At 44.0% G+C, this 20,184-nt stretch carries 17 protein-coding genes and 1 pseudogene; 9 read left to right on the top strand and 9 right to left on the bottom strand.

Features of this window, described 5'->3' with window-relative positions:
• Positions 1-247: 247 nt before the first annotated feature.
• The 4 genes from VL20_RS05290 to VL20_RS05305 form a co-directional block, all read right to left on the bottom strand.
• On the bottom strand, positions 248-3,466 hold the full coding sequence (locus VL20_RS05290; RefSeq protein WP_052275825.1) for a type I restriction endonuclease subunit R: 3,219 nt from the start codon (positions 3,464-3,466) through the stop codon (positions 248-250).
• 85 nt (positions 3,467-3,551) lie between these two features.
• A complete protein-coding gene (locus VL20_RS05295) occupies positions 3,552-4,622 on the bottom strand; it encodes a restriction endonuclease subunit S (protein ID WP_052275826.1) in 1,071 nt (356 codons plus the stop codon).
• 509 nt (positions 4,623-5,131) lie between these two features.
• Positions 5,132-5,551 carry an endonuclease domain-containing protein gene (locus VL20_RS05300; RefSeq protein WP_052275827.1) on the bottom strand — a complete coding sequence of 140 codons (420 nt, stop codon included), beginning with the start codon at positions 5,549-5,551 and terminating at the stop codon, positions 5,132-5,134.
• A 35-nt stretch (positions 5,552-5,586) separates the two neighbouring features.
• Positions 5,587-7,644, bottom strand: coding sequence for a class I SAM-dependent DNA methyltransferase (locus VL20_RS05305; protein WP_052275828.1), 2,058 nt, complete (start codon positions 7,642-7,644; stop codon positions 5,587-5,589).
• 291 nt (positions 7,645-7,935) lie between these two features.
• Here VL20_RS05305 and VL20_RS05310 point away from each other — a divergent pair, with 291 nt between their 5' ends.
• Positions 7,936-9,159, top strand: a complete 1,224-nt coding sequence (locus VL20_RS05310) for a DHH family phosphoesterase (protein ID WP_052275829.1) — start codon at positions 7,936-7,938, stop codon at positions 9,157-9,159.
• 52 nt (positions 9,160-9,211) lie between these two features.
• A complete protein-coding gene (gene sixA, locus VL20_RS05315; RefSeq protein ID WP_002761593.1) occupies positions 9,212-9,706 on the top strand; it encodes a phosphohistidine phosphatase SixA in 495 nt (164 codons plus the stop codon).
• Positions 9,707-10,191: 485 nt separating this feature from the next.
• Here sixA and VL20_RS05320 read toward each other — a convergent pair whose 3' ends face one another.
• The 4 genes from VL20_RS05320 to ftsY all read right to left on the bottom strand — a co-directional run bounded on the left by VL20_RS05320 (position 10,192) and on the right by ftsY (position 14,408).
• Positions 10,192-11,475, bottom strand: a complete 1,284-nt coding sequence (locus VL20_RS05320; RefSeq protein WP_052275830.1) for a DUF3086 domain-containing protein — start codon at positions 11,473-11,475, stop codon at positions 10,192-10,194.
• Positions 11,476-11,722: 247 nt separating this feature from the next.
• Positions 11,723-12,139 carry a DUF3119 family protein gene (locus tag VL20_RS05325; RefSeq protein WP_002761589.1) on the bottom strand — a complete coding sequence of 139 codons (417 nt, stop codon included), beginning with the start codon at positions 12,137-12,139 and terminating at the stop codon, positions 11,723-11,725.
• Positions 12,140-12,178: 39 nt separating this feature from the next.
• Positions 12,179-12,979: a metal ABC transporter ATP-binding protein gene (locus VL20_RS05330; protein ID WP_052275831.1), complete on the bottom strand. Its 801-nt coding sequence runs from the start codon at positions 12,977-12,979 to the stop codon at positions 12,179-12,181.
• Positions 12,980-13,073: 94 nt separating this feature from the next.
• Entirely contained in the window at positions 13,074-14,408 is a 1,335-nt protein-coding gene (ftsY, locus tag VL20_RS05335) for a signal recognition particle-docking protein FtsY (RefSeq protein WP_052275832.1), read from the bottom strand.
• A 205-nt stretch (positions 14,409-14,613) separates the two neighbouring features.
• Here ftsY and VL20_RS05340 point away from each other — a divergent pair, with 205 nt between their 5' ends.
• The 4 genes from VL20_RS05340 (at position 14,614) to VL20_RS05350 (ending at position 16,404) form a co-directional block, all read left to right on the top strand.
• Positions 14,614-15,201: a Uma2 family endonuclease gene (locus tag VL20_RS05340; RefSeq protein ID WP_052275833.1), complete on the top strand. Its 588-nt coding sequence runs from the start codon at positions 14,614-14,616 to the stop codon at positions 15,199-15,201.
• A 101-nt stretch (positions 15,202-15,302) separates the two neighbouring features.
• Positions 15,303-15,449 (top strand): PCP reductase family protein, encoded by a 147-nt coding sequence (locus VL20_RS27360; protein ID WP_128575141.1) that lies wholly within the window; start codon positions 15,303-15,305, stop codon positions 15,447-15,449.
• 80 nt (positions 15,450-15,529) lie between these two features.
• Entirely contained in the window at positions 15,530-16,117 is a 588-nt protein-coding gene (locus VL20_RS05345) for a Uma2 family endonuclease (RefSeq protein WP_052275834.1), read from the top strand.
• Between the two features lie 101 nt (positions 16,118-16,218).
• Positions 16,219-16,404 carry a PCP reductase family protein gene (locus tag VL20_RS05350; protein WP_052275835.1) on the top strand — a complete coding sequence of 62 codons (186 nt, stop codon included), beginning with the start codon at positions 16,219-16,221 and terminating at the stop codon, positions 16,402-16,404.
• 4 nt (positions 16,405-16,408) lie between these two features.
• Here VL20_RS05350 and moaA read toward each other — a convergent pair whose 3' ends face one another.
• Complete coding sequence (gene moaA / locus VL20_RS05355) at positions 16,409-17,398, bottom strand: GTP 3',8-cyclase MoaA (RefSeq protein WP_052275836.1); 990 nt, start codon at positions 17,396-17,398, stop codon at positions 16,409-16,411.
• Positions 17,399-17,892: 494 nt separating this feature from the next.
• On the opposite strand from moaA, the pseudogene VL20_RS33600 reads away from it, so the two are divergent.
• From VL20_RS33600 to VL20_RS05375, 3 genes and pseudogenes are all read left to right on the top strand, one after another.
• A pseudogene (locus tag VL20_RS33600) lies at positions 17,893-18,795 on the top strand (transposase).
• A gap of 276 nt (positions 18,796-19,071) precedes the next feature.
• A complete protein-coding gene (locus tag VL20_RS32300) occupies positions 19,072-19,257 on the top strand; it encodes a hypothetical protein (RefSeq protein ID WP_071822930.1) in 186 nt (61 codons plus the stop codon).
• A 127-nt stretch (positions 19,258-19,384) separates the two neighbouring features.
• Entirely contained in the window at positions 19,385-20,149 is a 765-nt protein-coding gene (locus VL20_RS05375) for a hypothetical protein (protein ID WP_002788156.1), read from the top strand.
• Positions 20,150-20,184: the final 35 nt, after the last annotated feature.

Consider the following 20,184-nt stretch of genomic DNA (forward strand, 5'->3'; position numbering starts at 1 on the left):
GAAGATAGATTTTGTCCTTGATCCCCCCTGCCCCCCTTGATAAGGGGGGTGCCGATAGGCGGGGGGATCCTCCTTGATCATGGGGGTGTCTGACAATTTTTAATACCCACCTACTTAGAGTTTCGTCTTTGCTTCCTTAGTAGTATAAATTTACTATAAAAAATCGGAGCAAATATTTAGGGACGGTGATGATTATCAGAACTAAAATCAGCAACTCTGGAAAAGCGAAATATGGACAGTCCAGAATCTAGGCAGCCGCGCTGTAATAAGGCGAAGGCAGACTCGGATAAACTCGCAGGATGTGACGGAAGACTTCTTCCGTTTTTTCTTCCACTTCTTCGTCCGTGTAGAGATCGACGGGTAAACCAGTATTATCGCTGTATAAAAAGTTGTGAATAGTAGTTTTAACCTCCGCCCGACTGGATTCTTTATCTGGCCAACGATCGATCTTTAGTTTCTCTTGTTTTAGGGTTTCCAAAAGCCGCGTGGCGATCTGTTTAATTTTTTCAATTTCTTGCGGTGATAGATTCTCTTTGGTTAAAAGGTCGAACAGGGCCAGGGATTCCTCGTCTAATCCCTCGCTAACCGCCCGTTGGGACTCTTGATCGAGTTCCTGAATAAATTCTAATAAGGCCTCGAAGGTCTGTTCGATCGCCACCCGATCCTTCTCGAAATTATAATCAGCGACGATCCGCTCGTAATGCTCTTGAAAGTTCGTCCGTTGCAGATTCTGCTCGAGCATTGTTCGGAGACGGTTTTCGATGGCGTTTTTGAGAGTTTGGACGGTGGTATTCTTACGATCGCTATTGGCGAATTCCTGTTTCAGACGCTCGAAGTTGATTTTACTGATGTTGTACAGTGGCGTATCATCGGCCCTCGCTTCGGTGGTTACATCGATCGCCCCGTCGATTACCGATCGCATTTCCAAGAGAATTTCCCCGATGTCTATTTTCTCCCGATCACCTTGAATGCATTTATAGATAAGTTTAATCGTGTCGTGAGCCGGACGGTAGTGATTAACCGATGGCTGATTAAGACAGGCCTTAAAAAGATGGAAGACCTCTTGAGAGAGGAGTCCAAAATTTTGTCGGGCCTGATCACTTCGATTGATCGCTTCCTTCGCGTCGTTAATGGCTTTATTGAAGGCAAAACTAGGTATTTTATATTCGAGGAGCGCGTCTAGGGATGCGTTACTTTCCCCCAAAAATTCTTTAACTGCCTCGATCGATCGGGCCAATTCATCCAGTAAATTTTCTTGCGGTTTCGTGGGGTCGAGACTAAGATGGTCTTCCCTGCGTCCCTGATCGGAAATTTGGGCGAGATCGGCGAGAGCTTGACGGAGATTTTTGAGGATTCCGCAGTAATCCACGATTAAACCGTTGGTTTTGCCCTCGTTAACCCGGTTAGCACGAGCGATCGCTTGCATGAGCGTATGAGCTTTTAGGGGTTTATCGAGGTAGAGGGTGGAGAGGGAGGGAACATCGAAACCGGTCAACCACATAGCGCAGACGATGGCGATCCGAAAGGGGTGATCGGCTTGTTTAAAGGCATTTTCCGGGCTGATTCTTTTACCGTCCGCCAGTTCAAAGCCATTTTTGATTACACTGCGATGGCTGGTAATATCTAACCCGTGTTTCTGGAATTTGTCGATCTCTCCCTGTTCCTCGCTGACGATCACGGCCGTTAGGGTTGCTTCCATCCATTGAATCTGACGCTGACGATAGTTTTCCTCTTGGTCATCGGTAATTTTTTTGAGGTCTTTTTTCAGTTGTTGGATTTTTTCGCTCCAGTAATGATCGATCAGGTTATGCAGCTTGACACAGGTGAGCTTGTCGATACAAATCACCATGGCTTTGCCTGTTTCCCAAGCGGTGCTGTAATGTTCAACGAAATCACGGGCCAGCGCCTCTAACCGCTGCGGGGCCGTCAGGATGTAGTAATCCCTTCTTAATTCCCTTTCTAAACGGTCTTCTATCTCAACATTTTCGATCTCTAACTCTTCGATTTTGGCGGCGATCTGTTCGTTGAGGTCGTTGACGGCGATCGAGAGTTTATCACCCCTTGCATCATAGTAGAGGGGAACGGTGGCTTTATCCTCGACCGCTCTCTGGAAGTCGTAGGTGGAGACATAATCCCCGAAATAGCGTTTAGTGATCTCGTCGTTGCTGACTAGAGGGGTGCCGGTAAAACCGATAAAACCAGCGCCCGGAAGTGCAGCCCGGAGGTTGCTGGCCAGGGTTCCGTACTGGGTTCGGTGGGCTTCGTCGCTGATAATGATGATATCGTTTCGGGAGTTGTAGGGTTGGTCGGGATTGACGGTTTGGTTGAATTTCTGGATGAGGGTGAAAATATAGGCTTTATGCTCTCCCAGAAGACTCTGCAAGTGTTCGTTACTGGAAGCTTGGCAGAGTTCTTGCTCGTTATTGGTCAATCCGGAACCGGCAAAGGTATAGTAGATCTGTTTATCTAGATCTTCGCGATCGGTACAGATAACGAAGGTATAGTTTGCGCCTAGTTTACGGCGAATTTTGCGGGTGAAAAAAACCATAGAGTAGCTCTTTCCAGAGCCTTGGGTATGCCAGAAAACCCCTAGTTTGTTATCTTTTATCGCACCCTCCCGCCATCTTTTCACAGAATCGATCGCTTGATTAACCCCCAGAAACTGGTGATTTCGGGCGATAATCTTGCAGGTTTTGCCAGTGGAGTTATCGAAAAGGATATAATTTTCTAACAGATCGATAAAGTTATTTTTATCGCAGACTCCTTTTAGCATGGTTTCCATATCGACAATGCCGGGGTCACTCTCGGCCAGGCGTTTCCATGAATGAAAGTGTTCGTATTTGCCGCAGAAACTACCTATTTTCGCATCTATGCCATTAACTAAAATCGCAAAGGCGTTATAGGCGAATAGATGGGGGATAGTACGGATATACTTTAATAAATTCTCGTCGTAGGCCGCTTTTAGGTCCCGGTTGAGGTTTTTCGCTTCTAGGAAGAGTAGGGGAATGCCGTTAACAAAACCTACCAAATCCGTGCGACAGAGGTAGATTTCCCCCTGTATCCACAGTTCTCGAACCGCTAGAAAATGGTTATTGCTGGGTTGGTCAAAATCCAGGATTTTTAGGGTTTGTCTAATTAGCTCTCCTTTGGCGTTGCGGTAGCTCACCTGTACTCCATCGAGAAGGAGTTGATGTTTCTCTTGATTGGTGGCCAGAAGGGTTTGACTAGAGTTGATTTCTTCGATTTGGAGAATAGCCGATTTATAGGCTTCTTCGGGAAGATTGGGGTTAAATTCTCGTAATTTCTGTTTTAGGTAGCGTTTGAGGATAACTTCTTTCTGATTTTGCCGTCCGAGCAGGCTGTTTTCACCGTAATCCTCTTGATTATAAGCATAGACACTCTGCCAACCAAGTTGATCTCGCAGACAGTTGGCGGTGAGTTTTTGTACTTTATCCTCGGTGGTCATAGGGTCGATCGTGCGGGGGAGTGGTTTATTTTATTAATATTGCCAATTTTCAGGGATTTTTACAGGTGCGATCGATCTTTCGCCTCTACACCTCGATCTCTCCATTCATAAGTTTCGGAAGTAGTATGTCACGCGCTTGTTTTAGTTTTTGATTATACCGATCAAGAAAATGAATTTGGGTATAGATCGGATTGGCGAAAGCGAGAAAAAGAGATTTCAATGTACAAGACGGACATAAAACCTTAATTTTATGAATATCATTACGATTCAGAGTAGGAACTGCCGCACCAGCATTATATTGTTCTAAATGTAAATTCTCTAAAAGATGAAGTGCAAATACCGCATCAACTTTAATAAAATCTTTCACATACAGTGTTGTATTAAGCGGCCAGAAATCTTCCGCAATATACATAACTTTGCCTAAAGAACCACTTCGACCTGTCACTATACCCGGTGCTTGAACTTTAGCCTTTTCATGATAACCATTAATACCGGTTGATGCAAAAATAGGATATTGTCCGTGAGTTCTTTTTGCACTAGGAAGATCGAATCCTCTTTGTAAGGTTAGAACCTCACCTAGTTTTAATCTCTCCCACCCTTCAGGAATACCATCAATAATCGGGGTGTGTTCGTGTCCGGGGAAGCGTAAACGGACGAACCATTCCTTGTAAAGTAAACGGGCTGAACGTTCTAATAACTCGATGCGGCGGCGATTATTTTCGATTAAATCATCATATTTGGAGAGGATATCGGCGATTTTTTCTTCTTGAGATTTATCGAAAGCCAAAACTTTAATATTAGCAATGTGATTTCTATTTAGCGTAGGAACGCCAGTACCGAAATTAAAACGAGAAAAATCAATATTTTTTAATACATAATAAATAAATCTTGGGTTATGTTCTTTAAAATCTTTTACCCATAGTGTAGTATTAAGTGGCCAAAAATCACTAGCTACATATTGACCGCCACCTATGCTACCACTACGACCAATTACAACTCCCGGCCCCTTAACTTTGGCGATGTTGTGAGAACCGATTATACCTGTTGAAGCCACAACAGGTATATTGCCTATAACTCGCTCTATCTCTGGAAGATCAAAACCTCTTTGTAATATGATTAAATTATTTAAAGCTATATATTTTTTGTTTAATTTCATAACTTAATTTTCAACTTAACTAATTTACATTGTAAAGGTAATAAATCCCCAACCCTTCAAAATTCTTAGCAATTTCATCAGCTAAACAAATCGCCCGCAGATGTAACCTTTTCTAACTTACCAAATTTGGGAATCACCGGTGGGAAGCAGGACTTTTTATCCCCCTAAATCCCCCTTTTCAAGGGGGACTTACGCAGCCATAGCGCCCGTCTCACCTCCAGTACCCCTACCGCGCTCCGATTCCAGTTCCGGTTCCCCTTCCGGTTCCGGTTCCCCCCTTGAAAAGGGGGGCTAGGGGGGATTACCAAGCTTTTCAAGGGGGACTTACGCAGCCATAGCGCCCGTCTCACCACCAGCACCCCTACCGCGCTCCGATTCCGGTTCCGGTTCCCCTTCCGGTTCCGGTTCCCCCCTTGAAAAGGGGGGCTAGGGGGGATAGCCTTGAAAAGGGGGGCTAGGGGGGATAGCCTTGAAAAGGGGGGCTAGGGGGATAACATTTTCAAGGAGGACTAAGGAGGATCATCAACCTCCGTACAGACAGGAAGCGAAGAAATAAACCCCGATATTTTCTCACAAACCGCCTCGAAATCGTATTTAACCTCATCATTGGTGAAACGGATCACCGTTAATCCGTATCCCTCTAAAACCTTCGTTCTTCTAGCATCATAAGCCATTGCCTCCGGAGTAAGATGAACCTCCCCATCCACCTCGATCACTAATTTCAACTTCGGACAATAGAAATCAACGATAAAATGATCGATCGGTCGCTGTCGCCACATTTTTAAAGGAAATTGTCGGAGAAAAGCCCATAACTTTTTTTCTGTCGGTGTGGGATTTTTTCGCATTTCCTTGGCTCTAGGTACTAAATCGGGATTGTAGGGTAGAAAATAAACACCGTATTTTAATTTAGACACGATCGCTATCTCCATCGGTCTCCTTTAAGGAAATATACCCAAGTTCTTTTTTAAATTCCTAACCCTTCAAAATTCTTAGCAATTTCATCAGCTAAACGAATCGCCTCGGAGTTGAGATCATTTAACTCCAGATGAATTTCGCGTAACGTTTCCTCGAAATCGAAATCCTCATCTTCCTCCTCTGGGGAAACGCCGACATAGCGTCCGGGGGTTAAACTCCAATCATTCGCCTGTAACTCCTCGCGATCGACCACTTTAACCAACCCTTCCACATCCCGCAGCTTGGCATCGGGGAACCTTTCTAATAACCAGTGAGCGTGACGGTAGAAACCACGAACCGATTTAAGCTGTTCGATCGCATTCTGACGGCTTGTATCAGCTTCTTTGCGTAAGGTGTTGAGTTCGCGGGAATTCCACCACAGTTTACTATCTCTTGCTCCCAGATCCTTCTCGGCACGCTCGATCGCTCGACCTAATAATTTATTCACCAGATCCGCCTGTTTGCCCAGATCCCGGCTAAATTCGCTGTATTCGTGATAACAGCGGACAGCCTCGTGTAAAGTCTCTAAATCATCAGCGTTATAGGAAATCGGAGCGAAACCGGCGTATTTATCCATGTCATCTTTGAAAAGCTCAGATGCTGTTCGGAGTTCTAACCATGTTCCGTCTTTTTCATCGATGAGATTATAAAATTTCTCTAGGGCCTCGGTTAACTTGTCCAGATGCTCGCGATAGTTTTGTAAAAGAGCGATCGATCCCTGATACTCTCGATCGATACTCTGGCAATAACCGACAACCAAATCGATAAAACGCTTCGATTCGCTCCGATAGAGCCAGACAATCGAGAGAATATTCTCTAACTGCTCTGGGCTAAAATCGTTGATCGTCCGGTTTACTTTCCGGTAAATATTGCGGGCATCGATCATTAATATCTTATCTTGAAGCTCGGCGGGTTTCCCTCGATTGAGAAACCACAACTCGCAGGGTACGGAGCGGGTATAGAAAAAGTTAGAGCGGATCGCGATCATTATGTCCACCGTTCCCGTCTCGATTAACTTCTGTCTTACCTTGCCTTCGTCTCTCCCGGCGCTGGAAGCTTGGGAAGACATGACAAAACCGGCTTTTCCTCGATCATTGAGATAGCTGTAGAAGTAACTGATCCATAGATAGTTACCGTTGGAAACTTTGTTACTTTTATTAACCCCCGGCAATCCGAAGGGTAAGCGCTCATCACCATCTACCTTACTATCCACCTCGTCCACGTTAAAGGGAGGATTGGCCATCACATAATCCACTTTCCCGGCCAATGCCAGCGGATCCTCGTAGTAGGTGATCGCTTTTTGGATATCCCCTTCTAAACCGTGAACCGCGAGATTCATCTTGGCTAAACGAATTGTGGTCGGATTCTTCTCTAACCCTTTAAAAGTTAACATCTGGGGATTGATGCGCTGTCTCTCAACGAAATGTGCGCTCTGGACAAACATTCCCCCCGAACCACAGGCAGGATCGAAAACCAATCCGTGATCGGGTTCTAAAACATTGGCGATCAAAGATACTAGAGAAACGGGAGTGAAAAACTCTCCGTTATCGTGAGCTTTGAGATTAGCGAATTGAGTTAGGAAATATTCGTAAATTCGCCCGAAAATATCCCCATCGGCTTTTTTTAACTCTTCCGGGTTTAAAATCCGTAGTAAATTCCCTAATACCACGTTATCTAGCTCTTGGTACTCTGTTTTCGGTAAAATACCCCCTAAAGGTGGATAATCCCCCTCGATCGATAGCATTGCTTCCATCAAGGAGGTCGAGCGATTGACGCTATCGGGGAGCGCCACCAGAAAATCGAACTGAGCTTTTTCTTGGAGATAGATCGCTCCTTTGCACAAGAAATCTTCTTTGGTTAAGGAGCGTGTTTTACCCCCTCGCTTCGGTAAATCCGCCTCTACCTCCCTTTTAACCTTGAGAAAACGACTGTAGGCATGACGGAGGAAAATCAAGCCCATAACGGGCAGAAAATACTCGTTACTGGCATAGTTAGAATTAGCTCGCAGAGTATCGGCCGCTTTCCAGAGCTTTTTTTCGATCGCTTCGATGTTGTCCAGTTGGGCCATGAAATTTCACTCAAGAATTAGGTAGATGGTCGAGCGTGAGGGGAAAATTAAGGGATTCTGTATAGTATCTATCTTCTCAAGTAATGGCAGCGATGGTTAATTGCCTTCACCGCTCTCCCAGAACAAACAGGAGAGGTCTTTCGATAGACTAGAGTTATAGCCCGACAGTGGGGAGCTAGGGGCTAGAAAAGCTTAATATTTGAGATGAACCGATCGAGCGGTGATATCGTCTAGAATTGATTAGCTCAAAAAATCCTGACTGCATTTACCTTTAAGCGAACTTTTCTAAAAATGATGGCTGAATTACTGAGTCTAGTTCCTGCCAAATCCCTCGAAACCGATGTATTGGTAGGGGAAGCGTCGGCAGTATGTCCCCTTCCTCCAGTCACGGTTAGTAATGATACCCTACTTATTTCCCTGATCGATCGCCTGCGACGTACTTTGGAAAATCATCGCGGCGAAAATCAAATTGTGGTGATGCAGGATTTCCCAGATCCCGATGCTCTTTCTAGTGCCTGGGCCTATCAAATTATCGCCGAACAGTACGATATTCACTGCGATATAGTCTATGCGGGTACTCTCTCCCATCAGGAAAATGTCGCTTTGGTAAAACTAACGGGTTTACCGGCTAAACGTTGGGGAGTCCATACCCTCAAGGATAGAGATCTTTCGGTTTATCAGGGTTGTGTTTTTGTCGATGGTCAGGGAACCAATAGTCAGTTAACCACTCTGGTTAAACAGGCAAAAATTCCCATTATTGCCGTGATTGATCATCATACTCGCCAAGGGGAGCTAGAGGCGGAATTTGTCGATATTCGTCCCCAAATCCGGGCAACAGCGACGATATTAACCCAATATATCCAAAAAGGGTTAATAAGTTTTAATACTAGCGATACCGTCCATGTTAAGTGTGCCACAGCTTTGATGCACGGATTGCGATCGGATACGAATAATTTAATGCAAGCGCAAGAATGTGAATTTATCGCTGCTGGTTATCTCAGTCGTTTCTACGATGCCCAATTATTAAACGCTGTCCTGCAATCGGCCAGATCCCGACGGGTGATGGATGTGATTGAACGGGCCTTAAAAAACCGTATTATTAAAAATAATTATTCGATCGCCGGGGTGGGTTATTTGCGTTATGATGACCGGGATGCGATTCCCCAAGCTGCCGATTTTTTGGTGACAGAAGAAAATGTTCACACGGCTTTAGTTTATGGTATCGTTCACGATGAAGATGAGGAGATCGAGTTAGTCATTGGTTCTATGCGTACCAGTAAAATTACCCTAGATCCCGATGAATTTCTCAAGGAAGCTTTCGGACAGGATAACCAAGGTCGCTTTTTTGGTGGTGGTCGTTACATGGCCGGAGGTTTTGAAATTCCTATCGGTTTCCTCGGTGGTTTTAATAATAATGCCGAATACGCAAAACTTAAGTGGGAACTGTATGACACCCAAATTAAACAGAAACTTTCCCATCTAGTTAACCCAGATGAAAAGGTAATTCGCACCTAGCTATTAGACCTCAGCTATCTGTTAACATTGCCAAGACCGACCTAACACTGATATGAAACTTTATTTTGTGCGTCATGGATTAGCAGGACAATCGGGGGATTATCTCAACGATGGGGAACGTCCTTTAACCGAGGAAGGTAGGGCCAAAACTGCTAAAATTGCCCAAAGATTAGGACAGTTGGGGGTGAAATTTGACCTAATTTTGACTTCTCCCCTGGTGCGTGCCGTGCAAACCGCCGAAATTTTGCAAAAAGCGGGTTTAAGCCGTAAAATTGAGCAATTTAATCCCCTATCGCCCAATGGCAATATTCAAGATTGGGTGCAATGGTGGCAAAAGTCCGACTATCAGCGAGAGGAAAATGCGATCGCACTGGTAGGCCACGAACCGGATTTAGGCTATTGGACGGAAATGCTAGTTTGGGGCAAGTTTCAAGGGAAATTATCGGTCAAAAAAGCGGGAATAATTGGTCTAGAGGTTCCCAATCAAGAAAATCCCCTAGGTAAGTGTCAGTTATTCTGGTTGACAGCACCGAAATTACTTCTCTAGGAATTAACCTAGGTGTATCTATCCTTTTTGGAGACTACAATCGATGTTTAGTTAGGGTCTGCTGAAAAAGTTTTTCCTGGGGTAGGAGTCAGGAGTCAGGAGTCAGTAGCCAGTCGTTTCAGGCTTTGTTGCCCTTGTTTTGTGTACCAAGCGATGTACTACAAGAAGGATAATGCAAGGTTTTTGAAAGTCCCAATCCTATTTTCGCAGCATGAACATCGGACTTTAACAGGTCAAAAGCCTTATTTTAAAAGGGTTTTACCATTATTCAGCAAGCCCTAGTTAGGGTATGCCGAATAAATCTAAAAACCTTATCCAACAAGGTTTTTAGATTTTTTTTACCTCAAAAAGTGCCGACCCTTGCAGTAATCGGCGGGAAAATTCCGGGACTTTTTCCCTGAAAATTAGGTAATTGACCCCCTCAAAATTGGTAAAACCCTACACCCTGCCGCCAGGAAAAACTTTTTGCCGCAAACCCTAATTAGTTAATACCAATAACTAGAACTTTGTTGGGGTTCAGGGGCAAAAGCTAACCAGTAGGGGAATTGTAAAAGAGCGAAATTGAGCCGTTCTTCGGTATCATCGATGATAATGAGCGGTGAATATTTATCCTCAATTAAACGTTCCGCTTTTTGAATTAAAGCTTCGGGAGACTCAAAGAGAACGATGCCGCGGTCTGGTCCAAAATCGGCGCGGGAAATGCCGAGACAATCTTGGAGACCGCGCCGCCATTCGCCTAAACGTTCGGGACTATTAGCCAGAACGAGAGAACGGAAGCGATCGCCCTGTAATTCCGCCATAATCGAGATAATTGCCGAAGCGACCAGAATATTCTGGAGACGGCTGCCCATACCGCGAACAGTACCCCGGCCCCCCTGTTTAAAGAACCACTGTTGCACCCGTTCGGCGTGAATTGGTTCAAAAGTGCGCCGTAATTGCCAAGGCGGACCGTAATAGTCAGGACGACTGCGATAACGGTCTAAAAGAGTTTGGATGCGCTGATTTTGGTCAGAAAAGCCCTGTCTAGGGGTGGATTGCCCCACCGGTTCCGATTCATAACCCGAACGGTTAGAGCGACGGGGTTCTTGCCAATTATCCCGGCCTTGGTTACTGGTACGGGAGGGACGGGGACTTTCTTCGCGATCATCCCGGCCTTGACTGCCACGGGATGGACGGGGGTTTTCCTCCCGTTCGGTCCGCAGGGGAGGTTCCACGGGTCGGGGGGATTTTTCGGGGGTTTCAAAACGGGGTAATTCCAACTGTTCGGCAGCCGCGGCCAAATCCTGTAAACTGCCCACCAGATAGTCTTTAAATCCCTGAACCCGCACGGCCATATCCTGGGAGACTCCGGCGAAATTACTCCGCATTTCCTGCCGAATCCGCTCACGACGGCGTTCTAACTGTTCGATCGCCACTTCTAACGCCTGTTTGCGTTGTTCTAGGTCTTTTACGCCTTCCTTGAGCATTCTTTCGATTTGAGCTTTGATATCTCCTAGTTCCTCGGCGATCAAGCGTTCTCTTTCCGCTTTTAATGCCGAGATTTCTGCCTCTAGGCTCTGTTTTTGCCGTTCTAGAGCCTCGATTTCTGCCCGCAGGGGTTGCGCCTGCGCTGTGGGAACTAATTCGCCTTCGGGGGCGATTGCCGATGGCAGCGGATTCTCTACTGGGCGATCGTTCCAGAGATCATCAAAACTAAATTCTTCGACAGATTCATTGGGTAAGTCTGTCATTTTGTCAAGGGGTAAAACATTAAAATCTTCTGAATTCATCGGCTTTAGAAATGCAGAGCGAACAGAGGGCCAAGGCAGGCAATTAAGTAAGTGGTTCTAATTAATAGACGATATATCTTGCCTTCGATCCCCCCTGCCCCCCTTAATAAGGGGGGTGCCGATAGGCGGGGGGATCCCCCCTGCCCCCCTTAATAAGGGGGGTGCCGATAGGCGGGGGGATCTGACAATTTTTAACACCTACCTACTTAAGACGCTATTAATTGCTAGATTTTATTTTAACTCAATCTTAGTTCGCTTCTGAGTCGATCGCTGGCGATGCTGCTAAAGGATAGTATTTTTCGAGGCACAGTCTCAGGGTTGCGCTGTCAAAGATAATGGGCAAAAAATGAATGCTGTTAATTTCTTTGAAATAAAATAGGATCGGGACTTTATTCCAGAAAATCCGCCAATTTTGCCATTCTTGGTAGGGAAAGGAGCGAATTTGTTGCCCAGATAGATAGACATCTAAGGAGGTGGGGGTAAACTGGAGACGAATGCGGGTAGTCTGGAACATCAAGAATAGCCCTAACAGGGAGAAAATTATGCCCAGCCAGACCTGTAAAAAGAGTAAAGGCAGCGATAAAATTACCAAAAACAGGGGAATTCGATAGTTAGGAGCCAGTTCGATCGTTCCTGTTACTTCTTGCGGGGAAATAGTTTTCATCGGTGTCCCTATCGGCAGTCAGCCAAAATATCTTCGCTTCTAGTTTATCGCATTGTTTTTCGACAGGCGATCGAGATAATCGAGACTCGATCGGCGATGATCTGGTGGTGTCATGGCATCGTAGAAGGAGACTTTACCCCCATAGGCACGCCGGAGATTAAAATCAGTTAAGACCTTAGATCGTTGATCGGCGAGGATCAATTCTTTATTTAAGAGGATTAAATCAGCAAAATGGGTGATAGATTCGCCTAAATCATGGTTAACGACCATGACAATTTTATTTTCTTGGGCTAACTCACCAAAGATATTAAAAAGAATCCCCTCGGTTTTCTGATCTACCCCAACGAAAGGTTCATCAAAACAGAAAATCTCCGCTTCTTGGGCCAAAGATCTGGCTAAAAAGACTCTTTGCTGTTGTCCTCCCGACAACTGACCGAGGGGACGATGGCGTAAATCAGCCATTTCCACCCGTTCTAGGGCATTTAAAGCCCGTTGACGACTAATATGGGAAAAAGGACGAAACCAACCCGTTTTTCTGACTCTCCCCATCATTACCACATCCCAAGCGGTGACGGGATAGGTCCAGTCGATTTGAGATCTTTGGGGAACATAAGCGACTTTATCCAGTTGTTGCTGTAGAGATTGCCCTTGATAGTTAACGCTTCCCTGTTGTACGGGAATTAATCCTAGCATGGCTTTGATCAGGGTACTTTTGCCCGCACCGTTGGGACCGATAATACCGGTTAATCGTCCTGGATGAATTTTCAGGGTGATATCCCGTAGGGCTTCCACGCCGCGATAATATACTCCTAGATGACTAACTGTAATTGTCGTTTGCATAGTTGTTACCCTGAGTCTCCAGTTCTAGCATAACTAAAAATGAGACAATTATGAAGCAACCATGAAAAGATTATGAAAGATAGCTAGGGTGAGATTAATCGCCACTCAGTAAAGCTTCCACGAATTCGTAACTGGAAAAGGGCCGCAGATCCTCGATTCCTTCCCCAGCGCCAACAAAGCGAATCGGTAGGTTAAGCTGACGCGCTACGGCAAGGGCGACACCTCCTTTAGCTGTACCATCGATTTTAGTCAGGATCACGCCGCTTAATTGGGCAGCTTCCGAGAAAACCTCGGCCTGTCGCAGCCCGTTTTGTCCTAAAGTGGCATCGAGAACTAGAAGGGATTCCACCACGGCACTCTCGGCTTTTTTGTCGATAATGCGGCGAATTTTGCTTAATTCTGCCATTAAATTCTTTTTATTCTGCAATCTTCCCGCCGTATCTACTAAAAGTAATTCTACCTCCCTAGATTTAGCGGCTTCGATGCCATCGTACACCACGGCGGCCGGGTCGGTATTTTTGCCCGGGTTGGCAATTACTTCGACTTGCGATCGCTCTCCCCAAACTTTCACCTGTTCCACGGCAGCAGCGCGAAAGGTGTCGGCAGCGGCGATTATACAGCTATAGCCAGATTGTTTAGATAAATGGGCTAATTTGCCGATAGTCGTCGTTTTACCGACTCCGTTAACTCCTGTGAGCATCCAGATATTTAATTTGCCTTTTTCTGGCTCAAAACCGGGGTTGCTATAATTGGCTAAAGGTGCATCTAAAATCTCGCGGATAATTTCTTTGAGATATTCGATCGCTTTTTCGGGGGGCAGAGCTTCCTGTTTTAGCTTATTTTGGAGGGTAGTGATAATATAATCGGTGGCATCTACCCCCACATCGGCCTGAAGCAATAAAGCTTCGATTTCCTCCACCGCATCTTGATTGAGGGGACCCTGACCGACCACGGCCTTAAGCTGATTGACCAAGCTGCGGCGCGTTTTGCCTAAACCCTGACGCAATTTTTTTAACCAAGTGATTTCTTCTTCCGAAACGTCCTCTGCTTGTCGTCCCTGATTGGCTAAAACTTTGGCGGACCAGATAAAGTCCTCATCTGGTTCTGTGGGGGTTTCGATGGCGGTTTCTTTGAGAATTTCGAGGCGATCAGATTTTTTCAGCCATGCGGGGGTATTATCCTCGGTTTCTTCTTCTTTAACCGGTTCTTCCTCTTGCAGAGGTTCGGTTTCAGCAATAGATGTTTCAGAGGGTTCGCTCACGACGGCCTCGGCCGTGGCTTTTTTCTCTTGAATATTTTTAAAGGCTTTTTTGGCCCAATCTAAATAGTCTTCCTGACTGGTTGCCTCGCTGGGGGTTTCCTCTACGGGTGCAGGGGGTGCTTGTTCTTGTTCGGGTTGGACTTTCTGACGACGGAACCAGTTAAACATAGGAGAAACTAAACATAAAACTATTTATCTAGTTTATTTTAACCCTTGGCGTGAGCAATTTTGATAGTTATATTTTTAATTGTGGATTTCTCAGCATTTTTTGCCAGAGATTAAGGGAAAAATGATAACCTTGCTCAAGGATAACTTTATCTCTTTTTAGGGAAATGCTGTATCCTAGAAAATAGAATAGGAAGGAGAGTCAAAAATGTTAAGCACTACCGAAACTAAATATTATACTCCCGAAGAATATCTAGCTCTGGAGGAAACGTCCGAGGATAAAAATGAATATCGTCAAGGAGAAATTATCCCAATGGTAGGAGCCACCACTAATCACAATCAGATTTGTCTAAATTTTTGCCGTAATTTTCCTTTAAATATCAATAATCAAGATTATTATACCTACATGGAAACGGTGCGTTTATGGCTGTCATATTATAGTATTTACACCTATCCCGATGTGATGGTGATTAAAGGTCAACCTCTCTATCAAGGTAATAGTCAATCTAACGTGATCAATCCTTTAATTATTGTCGAAGTTCTCTCTAATTCTACCCAAGCTTATGATCGAGGGGATAAGTTTAAATTCTATCGTTCCTTGCCAACTTTTCAAGAATATATTCTGATTGAACAATCTAGTTATAGTGTAGAACGTTACTATAAACAAAAGGATGATCAATGGTTAGTTGATTTCCTTACAGGGGAAAATGCAGTTTTACAATTGGTGTCGGTAGATTGGCAGATTTCTTTGCAAGATTTATATCAAAGAGTCAATTTTGACCTAGCGGAAACCTAAAATTAAAAGAAAGGTGAAAAAGAGTCGCTGTCAAGAAAATTGTCATCTCAAAATAGCTAATCTTTTTTGGTATAATGGACGGACTACTATATGTTAAATCTATGGACGCTCTAGATTTTTCCGATCAACTACAATGGACCGCAGAAGCAAAAGCAAAACTGAAAAATATTCCCTATTTTGTTCGTTCCCAAGCGCGTCAAAGGATTTCTGAGATATTGAAAATACACTTTTCCGAGCCACTCAATTGATAGCCTTGCTCAAGGATAACTTTGTCTCTTTTTAGAGAAATGCTGTATCCTAGAAAATAGAATAGGAAGGAGAGTCAAAAATGTTAAGCACTACCGAAACTAAATATTATACTCCCGAAGAATATCTCGCTCTGGAGGAAACGTCCGAAGATAAAAATGAATATCGTCAAGGAGAAATTATCCCAATGGTAGGAGCTACCACTAATCACAATCAGATTGCTGGAAACTTCTATCGAAGATTTCCTCTGACTATCAATAATCAAGATTATTATACCTACATGGAAACGGTGCGTTTATGGCTGTCAGATTATAGCATTTACACCTATCCCGATGTGATGGTGATTAAAGGTCAACCTCTCTATCAAGGTAATAGTCAATCTAACGTGATCAATCCTTTAATTATTGTCGAAGTTCTCTCTAATTCTACCCAAGCTTATGATCGAGGGGATAAGTTTAAATTCTATCGTTCTCTGCCAACTTTTCAGGAATATATTCTGATTGAACAATCTAGTTATAGTGTAGAACGTTACTATAAACAAAAGGATGATCAATGGTTAGTTGATTTCCTTACAGGGGAAAATGCAGTTTTACAATTGGTGTCGGTGGATTGGCAGATTTCTTTGCAAGATTTATATCAAAGAGTCAATTTTGACCTAGCAGAAACCTAAAATTAAGAGAAACCTGAAAAAGAGTCGCTGTCAAGAAAATTGTCATCTCAAAATAGCTAATCTTTTTTGGTATAATAGACGGACTACTATATGTTAAATCTATGGACGCTCTAGATTTTTCCGATCAACTACAATGGACCGCAGAAGCAAAAGCAAAACTGAAAAATATTCCCTATTTTGTTCGTTACCAAGCGCGTCAAAGGATAGAAGAATTAGCTCGTCATGCCGGTTCCGATCGAGTTACCGTGGAAATGGTGGAACAGGCTAGAGTAGAATTCGGACAGTAGATTTTTAGCCGCCAATTTGGGACATAGTACGGGTATAAATGCCGCTTGATGTGCCGGAATCACGCAGTTTAAAGTTTATTTCTGCCTTCAGTTCTATTAATTCCCGCACTCTTTCCCTGATTTCTGCTGGCGAAATTCCCTGACGGAGGGCAGTTTTTAGGTCAATTTGTCCGGTTTCGTTGAGGAGACAGGGACGCAACCAACCATCGGCCGAGAGACGTAGGCGGTTGCAGCGATCGCAAAAACACTCCGACATCTGACTGATAAAGCCGATTGTACCCTTAGCCCCCGGAATTTGAAAAACATCGGCTGGACCATTTCCCCGCACTTGACCCTCATTTAAGCCCCATTTTGCCCGAATTCGCCCCCTTAATTCCTCGTTGGCAATCCAAGCTTTTTCTTGAAATAAATCACCGTTACCGATGGGCATAAACTCGATAAAACGGACGTGCCAACGCTTATCGATGGTCAAAGCCGCTAAATCTTCCACTTCTGCCTCATTTATCCCCGGAATCACCACCACATTCAATTTTAAGGGGTCAAAACCCACCCTCTGGGCTGCTTGAATACCTGCCCAAGTTTTTTGCCAACGACTCCGGCCGCGATTACCGATAATCTTATCGAAAGTGTCGGGGTCGAGGGAGTCTAAACTAATATTAATCCGTCTTAGTCCGGCTTCATACAACATTTCGGCTAAATTGTCAAGTAAATAGCCATTAGTGGTCAAGGCTAAATCGCTAGTAGCAGATAAAGAGGCGATGTCGCGCACAATCTCCACTACTTCGGGATGTAAGAGAGGTTCCCCACCAGTAAGACGAAATTTGCGGAAACCGAGGGGAATAAAGACATTTTTGACTAAAGTAAGAATTTCCTCCCGGGTGAGTAAGTCTTGCGGTCGAACATAGGCCAATTCTGCATCTTCAGGCAGACAATACTGACAGCGAAAGTTACAGCGATCGATTAAACTAATCCTGAGATAGTCGATTTGGTTCATGTTCACGGGGAAATACTGTCATAAAACTTCATGAATTGATCATAACAATTCCGGCTCGATCGATATCTAAACATCGGGCCAAGTTTCTAGAAAACCATGGCTAGATCTAGATTTTAGTCTATGATGACAATAGATTTGCTCAATGGCAAGAGCCAAGAACGATTCTGAAATCTGGCAATTTTTCTTGATTGTACTTAACCAAAAAGGTCAGCTAAAACCCGAAAGAAATATTAAACAATCCTCTAGATATGGACAAACAGGATACTATCTAATACTCAATCCGTTGAGGCGTTGGGTTTCATGCTTCAACCCAACCTTGTATATTGAGAGAAGTGGTAGACCGTCCCAACCTTGGTCAGAAAAGACCTCTTCGTAGCAAGGGTCACCACCATAATCTCCCTGACAAAACTCGAACAGTCGCCAGGGTCGTCGCGAAAACAATCAATTGTTAGGCTAACAGACCGTATCGGGCAAGGATGAGTAAAATCAAGGGGATGCTCTCAAAAATAACCATTAATCTCGCCAATTTCTCAGGTTTAATCAGGGAAAATATCTCTCAATGGGTAGGCATTGACATTAGCAAAGCGACCCTAGATGTTTACCTTTCTAAACTGGTCGAGACCCTAAAATACTACACTGTCAACCTCATTGTTCTGGAAGCGACAGGAGGTTGAGAAACTGAACTGGTGATTCAATTACAAGCAGCGGGTTTACCGGTCGCCTTAATTAATCCCCGTCAAGGAAGAGACTTTACTAAAGCCACTGGTAAGTTAGCCAAAACCGATGCCATGGACGCTCAAATTTTAGCTCATTAACTGCCCCGGAAAACTCAATCAAGAAATTGAGAAATTGACCCAAGCTAACCAAGAATGGCTGGAGAAAGTCAATTTACTAAAAACCGTGCCGGGGATTGGTCAAGTAAGTAGTCATGCAAAATAAATTTCCTAGTGAAGACAGGCAAGAGGCAATAGGCAAGAGGCAAAAGCTTTATCGAAATGTGTAATTAATTTTGCTTAGGTACTTAATTTCTACTAACCGCCAAACAAATCTCTCGCTTAGTCGGTGTTGCGCCCATCAATCCTGATAGTGGTCAACATAAAGGTAAGCGGATGATTCAGGGAGGTCGCGCTCAGATTCGGGCGACTCTTTACATGGGAGCGGTGGTAGCTATGGGTCATAATCCGGTGATTAAAGCCTTTTACGAACGCCTAGTCGGACGCGGTAAATCAAAAAAACTGGCTCTGACTGCTTGTGTGCGGAAAATCTTAGTCATTCTTAATGCAATGGTTCGCCAAAATCAGCCTTGGCAGCAACAGACAATTTACAGCCTTGTTCCTAGAGATTCACACTTTTTGTTATCTCTAATCAAGGGTTGCGCTTGCTTTGGTTTAACCTGAGCAGCTTAGCTTTTGCTGCGCTTTTTTCTGGTTTGAGATTTTGAGTTTTACGGCAACTGCTTGAGTTTTTTTGAATTACCCCTTGACAATCAAGACAGTCCCTACACTATACTCGTTGTCAAACAGCCAAGTTATGGTTCACAATTAGGCTATTTTATGGGTAAATTCACAAAGTGTCACAACCGCTAGTGAAACTTGACCAATCTTTTTCTAGCATAAAAAAGAGGGTTCTACCGAACCTGTTATGTAAAAATAACAGGTTCTTCGGTTTGTCTTATGCAATTTTTGTCAATTGTTGGCGATCTGGAGCGAACTAATCAATTAAATCTCTTGCCAGATAAGGATTTAGTCGATTTATGCCCCCCTATCGAACCATACCAAGTAACGAAGAACCAAAAAAACCAGACTATTCTCTGCTTATTGTCCATAACGTCACCTTTTCCTTCAATAATCATTTCTTAGTTGTTGCCAAAATCTCAACCCTTTTCCCTTTCCCCTTTTCCCTGTTCCCCGTTTCCTTTTTCAATCATCAGTTTAGCATACTAAGTTCGGTAGAGCCAGAAAGAGAAATAAAAAAGAGGTGATTGAGATGTTTTTAAGCTATCTAGGATTTATCGGGTTTTGTGTGATTTTTGGAGCCTTAGTCTTACTAGCTTTTGGAATTTTACGATGGTTGCACATCCCGTCAGGAAATTTAATCGATTGGTTGATTGGGATCGCCAGTTTTTGGTGGTTGTTAGTGATTGTGACTGTTCCTTGGAACATTTATTTTGATGCCCAGGAAGTAATCGCAGAAGCAGCAATTTCTCAAGAGAAAAATATTACCGTAGATCAGAAACAAGTTGATTATGTTAAGACAGTAGCGCGTTGGTCAATTCGGCTTGCGATTGCCTTACATTTGCTGTCAGGAATTGGACTTTATACCTTAGCAGCAACGGGAATTAGTGCAGTAGGATATGTGAGTTCTGGTGCAACTTTATTATTGACAGCTTTACGTCCGGCGATTCGGGCTTATCAATATTTAGCCGTGCGTTTGTCAATGATTCGACAACAGATTAAGTATCCCAGAGAGGATGTAGTAGAGTTGCGTAATCGCGTCTCTATTTTAGAGGATAATCTGGCAATAATCAGGGAAAAACTGGATACCGAAGCAAATATACAGCAAGAAGAAGTCCAAATAAATCGCCAAGAATTAGCCCGTCTGAAAGCCTTACTAGAAAAATTGGAGGCTAAAAATCAGGTTGAACATGAAACCTTATCTCAGGAAGCACAAAATGCGATCGCACAACTGACAGAAGACAGTCAATTTCTCAATCATGTACGAGAGATTATTCGCTTTTTCAAGACAGCTTAGATGAGATTAATTTCTTAAGAGATCTAACCAAGGCT

Origin of the sequence: Microcystis panniformis FACHB-1757, assembly GCF_001264245.1 — a bacterium.
Lineage (GTDB): Bacteria > Cyanobacteriota > Cyanobacteriia > Cyanobacteriales > Microcystaceae > Microcystis > Microcystis panniformis.

Bases quoted from the DNA above. Each gene is read 5' to 3' on its own strand.
- VL20_RS05290 (WP_052275825.1), bottom strand. From the start codon at position 3,466: ATGACCACCGAGGATAAAGTACAAAAACTCACCGCCAACTGTCTGCGA.
- VL20_RS05295 (WP_052275826.1), bottom strand. From the start codon at position 4,622: ATGAAATTAAACAAAAAATATATAGCTTTAAATAATTTAATCATATTA.
- VL20_RS05300 (WP_052275827.1), bottom strand. From the start codon at position 5,551: ATGGAGATAGCGATCGTGTCTAAATTAAAATACGGTGTTTATTTTCTA.
- VL20_RS05305 (WP_052275828.1), bottom strand. From the start codon at position 7,644: ATGGCCCAACTGGACAACATCGAAGCGATCGAAAAAAAGCTCTGGAAA.
- VL20_RS05310 (WP_052275829.1), top strand. From the start codon at position 7,936: ATGATGGCTGAATTACTGAGTCTAGTTCCTGCCAAATCCCTCGAAACC.
- sixA (WP_002761593.1), top strand. From the start codon at position 9,212: ATGAAACTTTATTTTGTGCGTCATGGATTAGCAGGACAATCGGGGGAT.
- VL20_RS05320 (WP_052275830.1), bottom strand. From the start codon at position 11,475: ATGAATTCAGAAGATTTTAATGTTTTACCCCTTGACAAAATGACAGAC.
- VL20_RS05325 (WP_002761589.1), bottom strand. From the start codon at position 12,139: ATGAAAACTATTTCCCCGCAAGAAGTAACAGGAACGATCGAACTGGCT.
- VL20_RS05330 (WP_052275831.1), bottom strand. From the start codon at position 12,979: ATGCAAACGACAATTACAGTTAGTCATCTAGGAGTATATTATCGCGGC.
- ftsY (WP_052275832.1), bottom strand. From the start codon at position 14,408: ATGTTTAACTGGTTCCGTCGTCAGAAAGTCCAACCCGAACAAGAACAA.
- VL20_RS05340 (WP_052275833.1), top strand. From the start codon at position 14,614: ATGTTAAGCACTACCGAAACTAAATATTATACTCCCGAAGAATATCTA.
- VL20_RS27360 (WP_128575141.1), top strand. From the start codon at position 15,303: ATGGACGCTCTAGATTTTTCCGATCAACTACAATGGACCGCAGAAGCA.
- VL20_RS05345 (WP_052275834.1), top strand. From the start codon at position 15,530: ATGTTAAGCACTACCGAAACTAAATATTATACTCCCGAAGAATATCTC.
- VL20_RS05350 (WP_052275835.1), top strand. From the start codon at position 16,219: ATGGACGCTCTAGATTTTTCCGATCAACTACAATGGACCGCAGAAGCA.
- moaA (WP_052275836.1), bottom strand. From the start codon at position 17,398: ATGAACCAAATCGACTATCTCAGGATTAGTTTAATCGATCGCTGTAAC.
- VL20_RS32300 (WP_071822930.1), top strand. From the start codon at position 19,072: ATGCAATTTTTGTCAATTGTTGGCGATCTGGAGCGAACTAATCAATTA.
- VL20_RS05375 (WP_002788156.1), top strand. From the start codon at position 19,385: ATGTTTTTAAGCTATCTAGGATTTATCGGGTTTTGTGTGATTTTTGGA.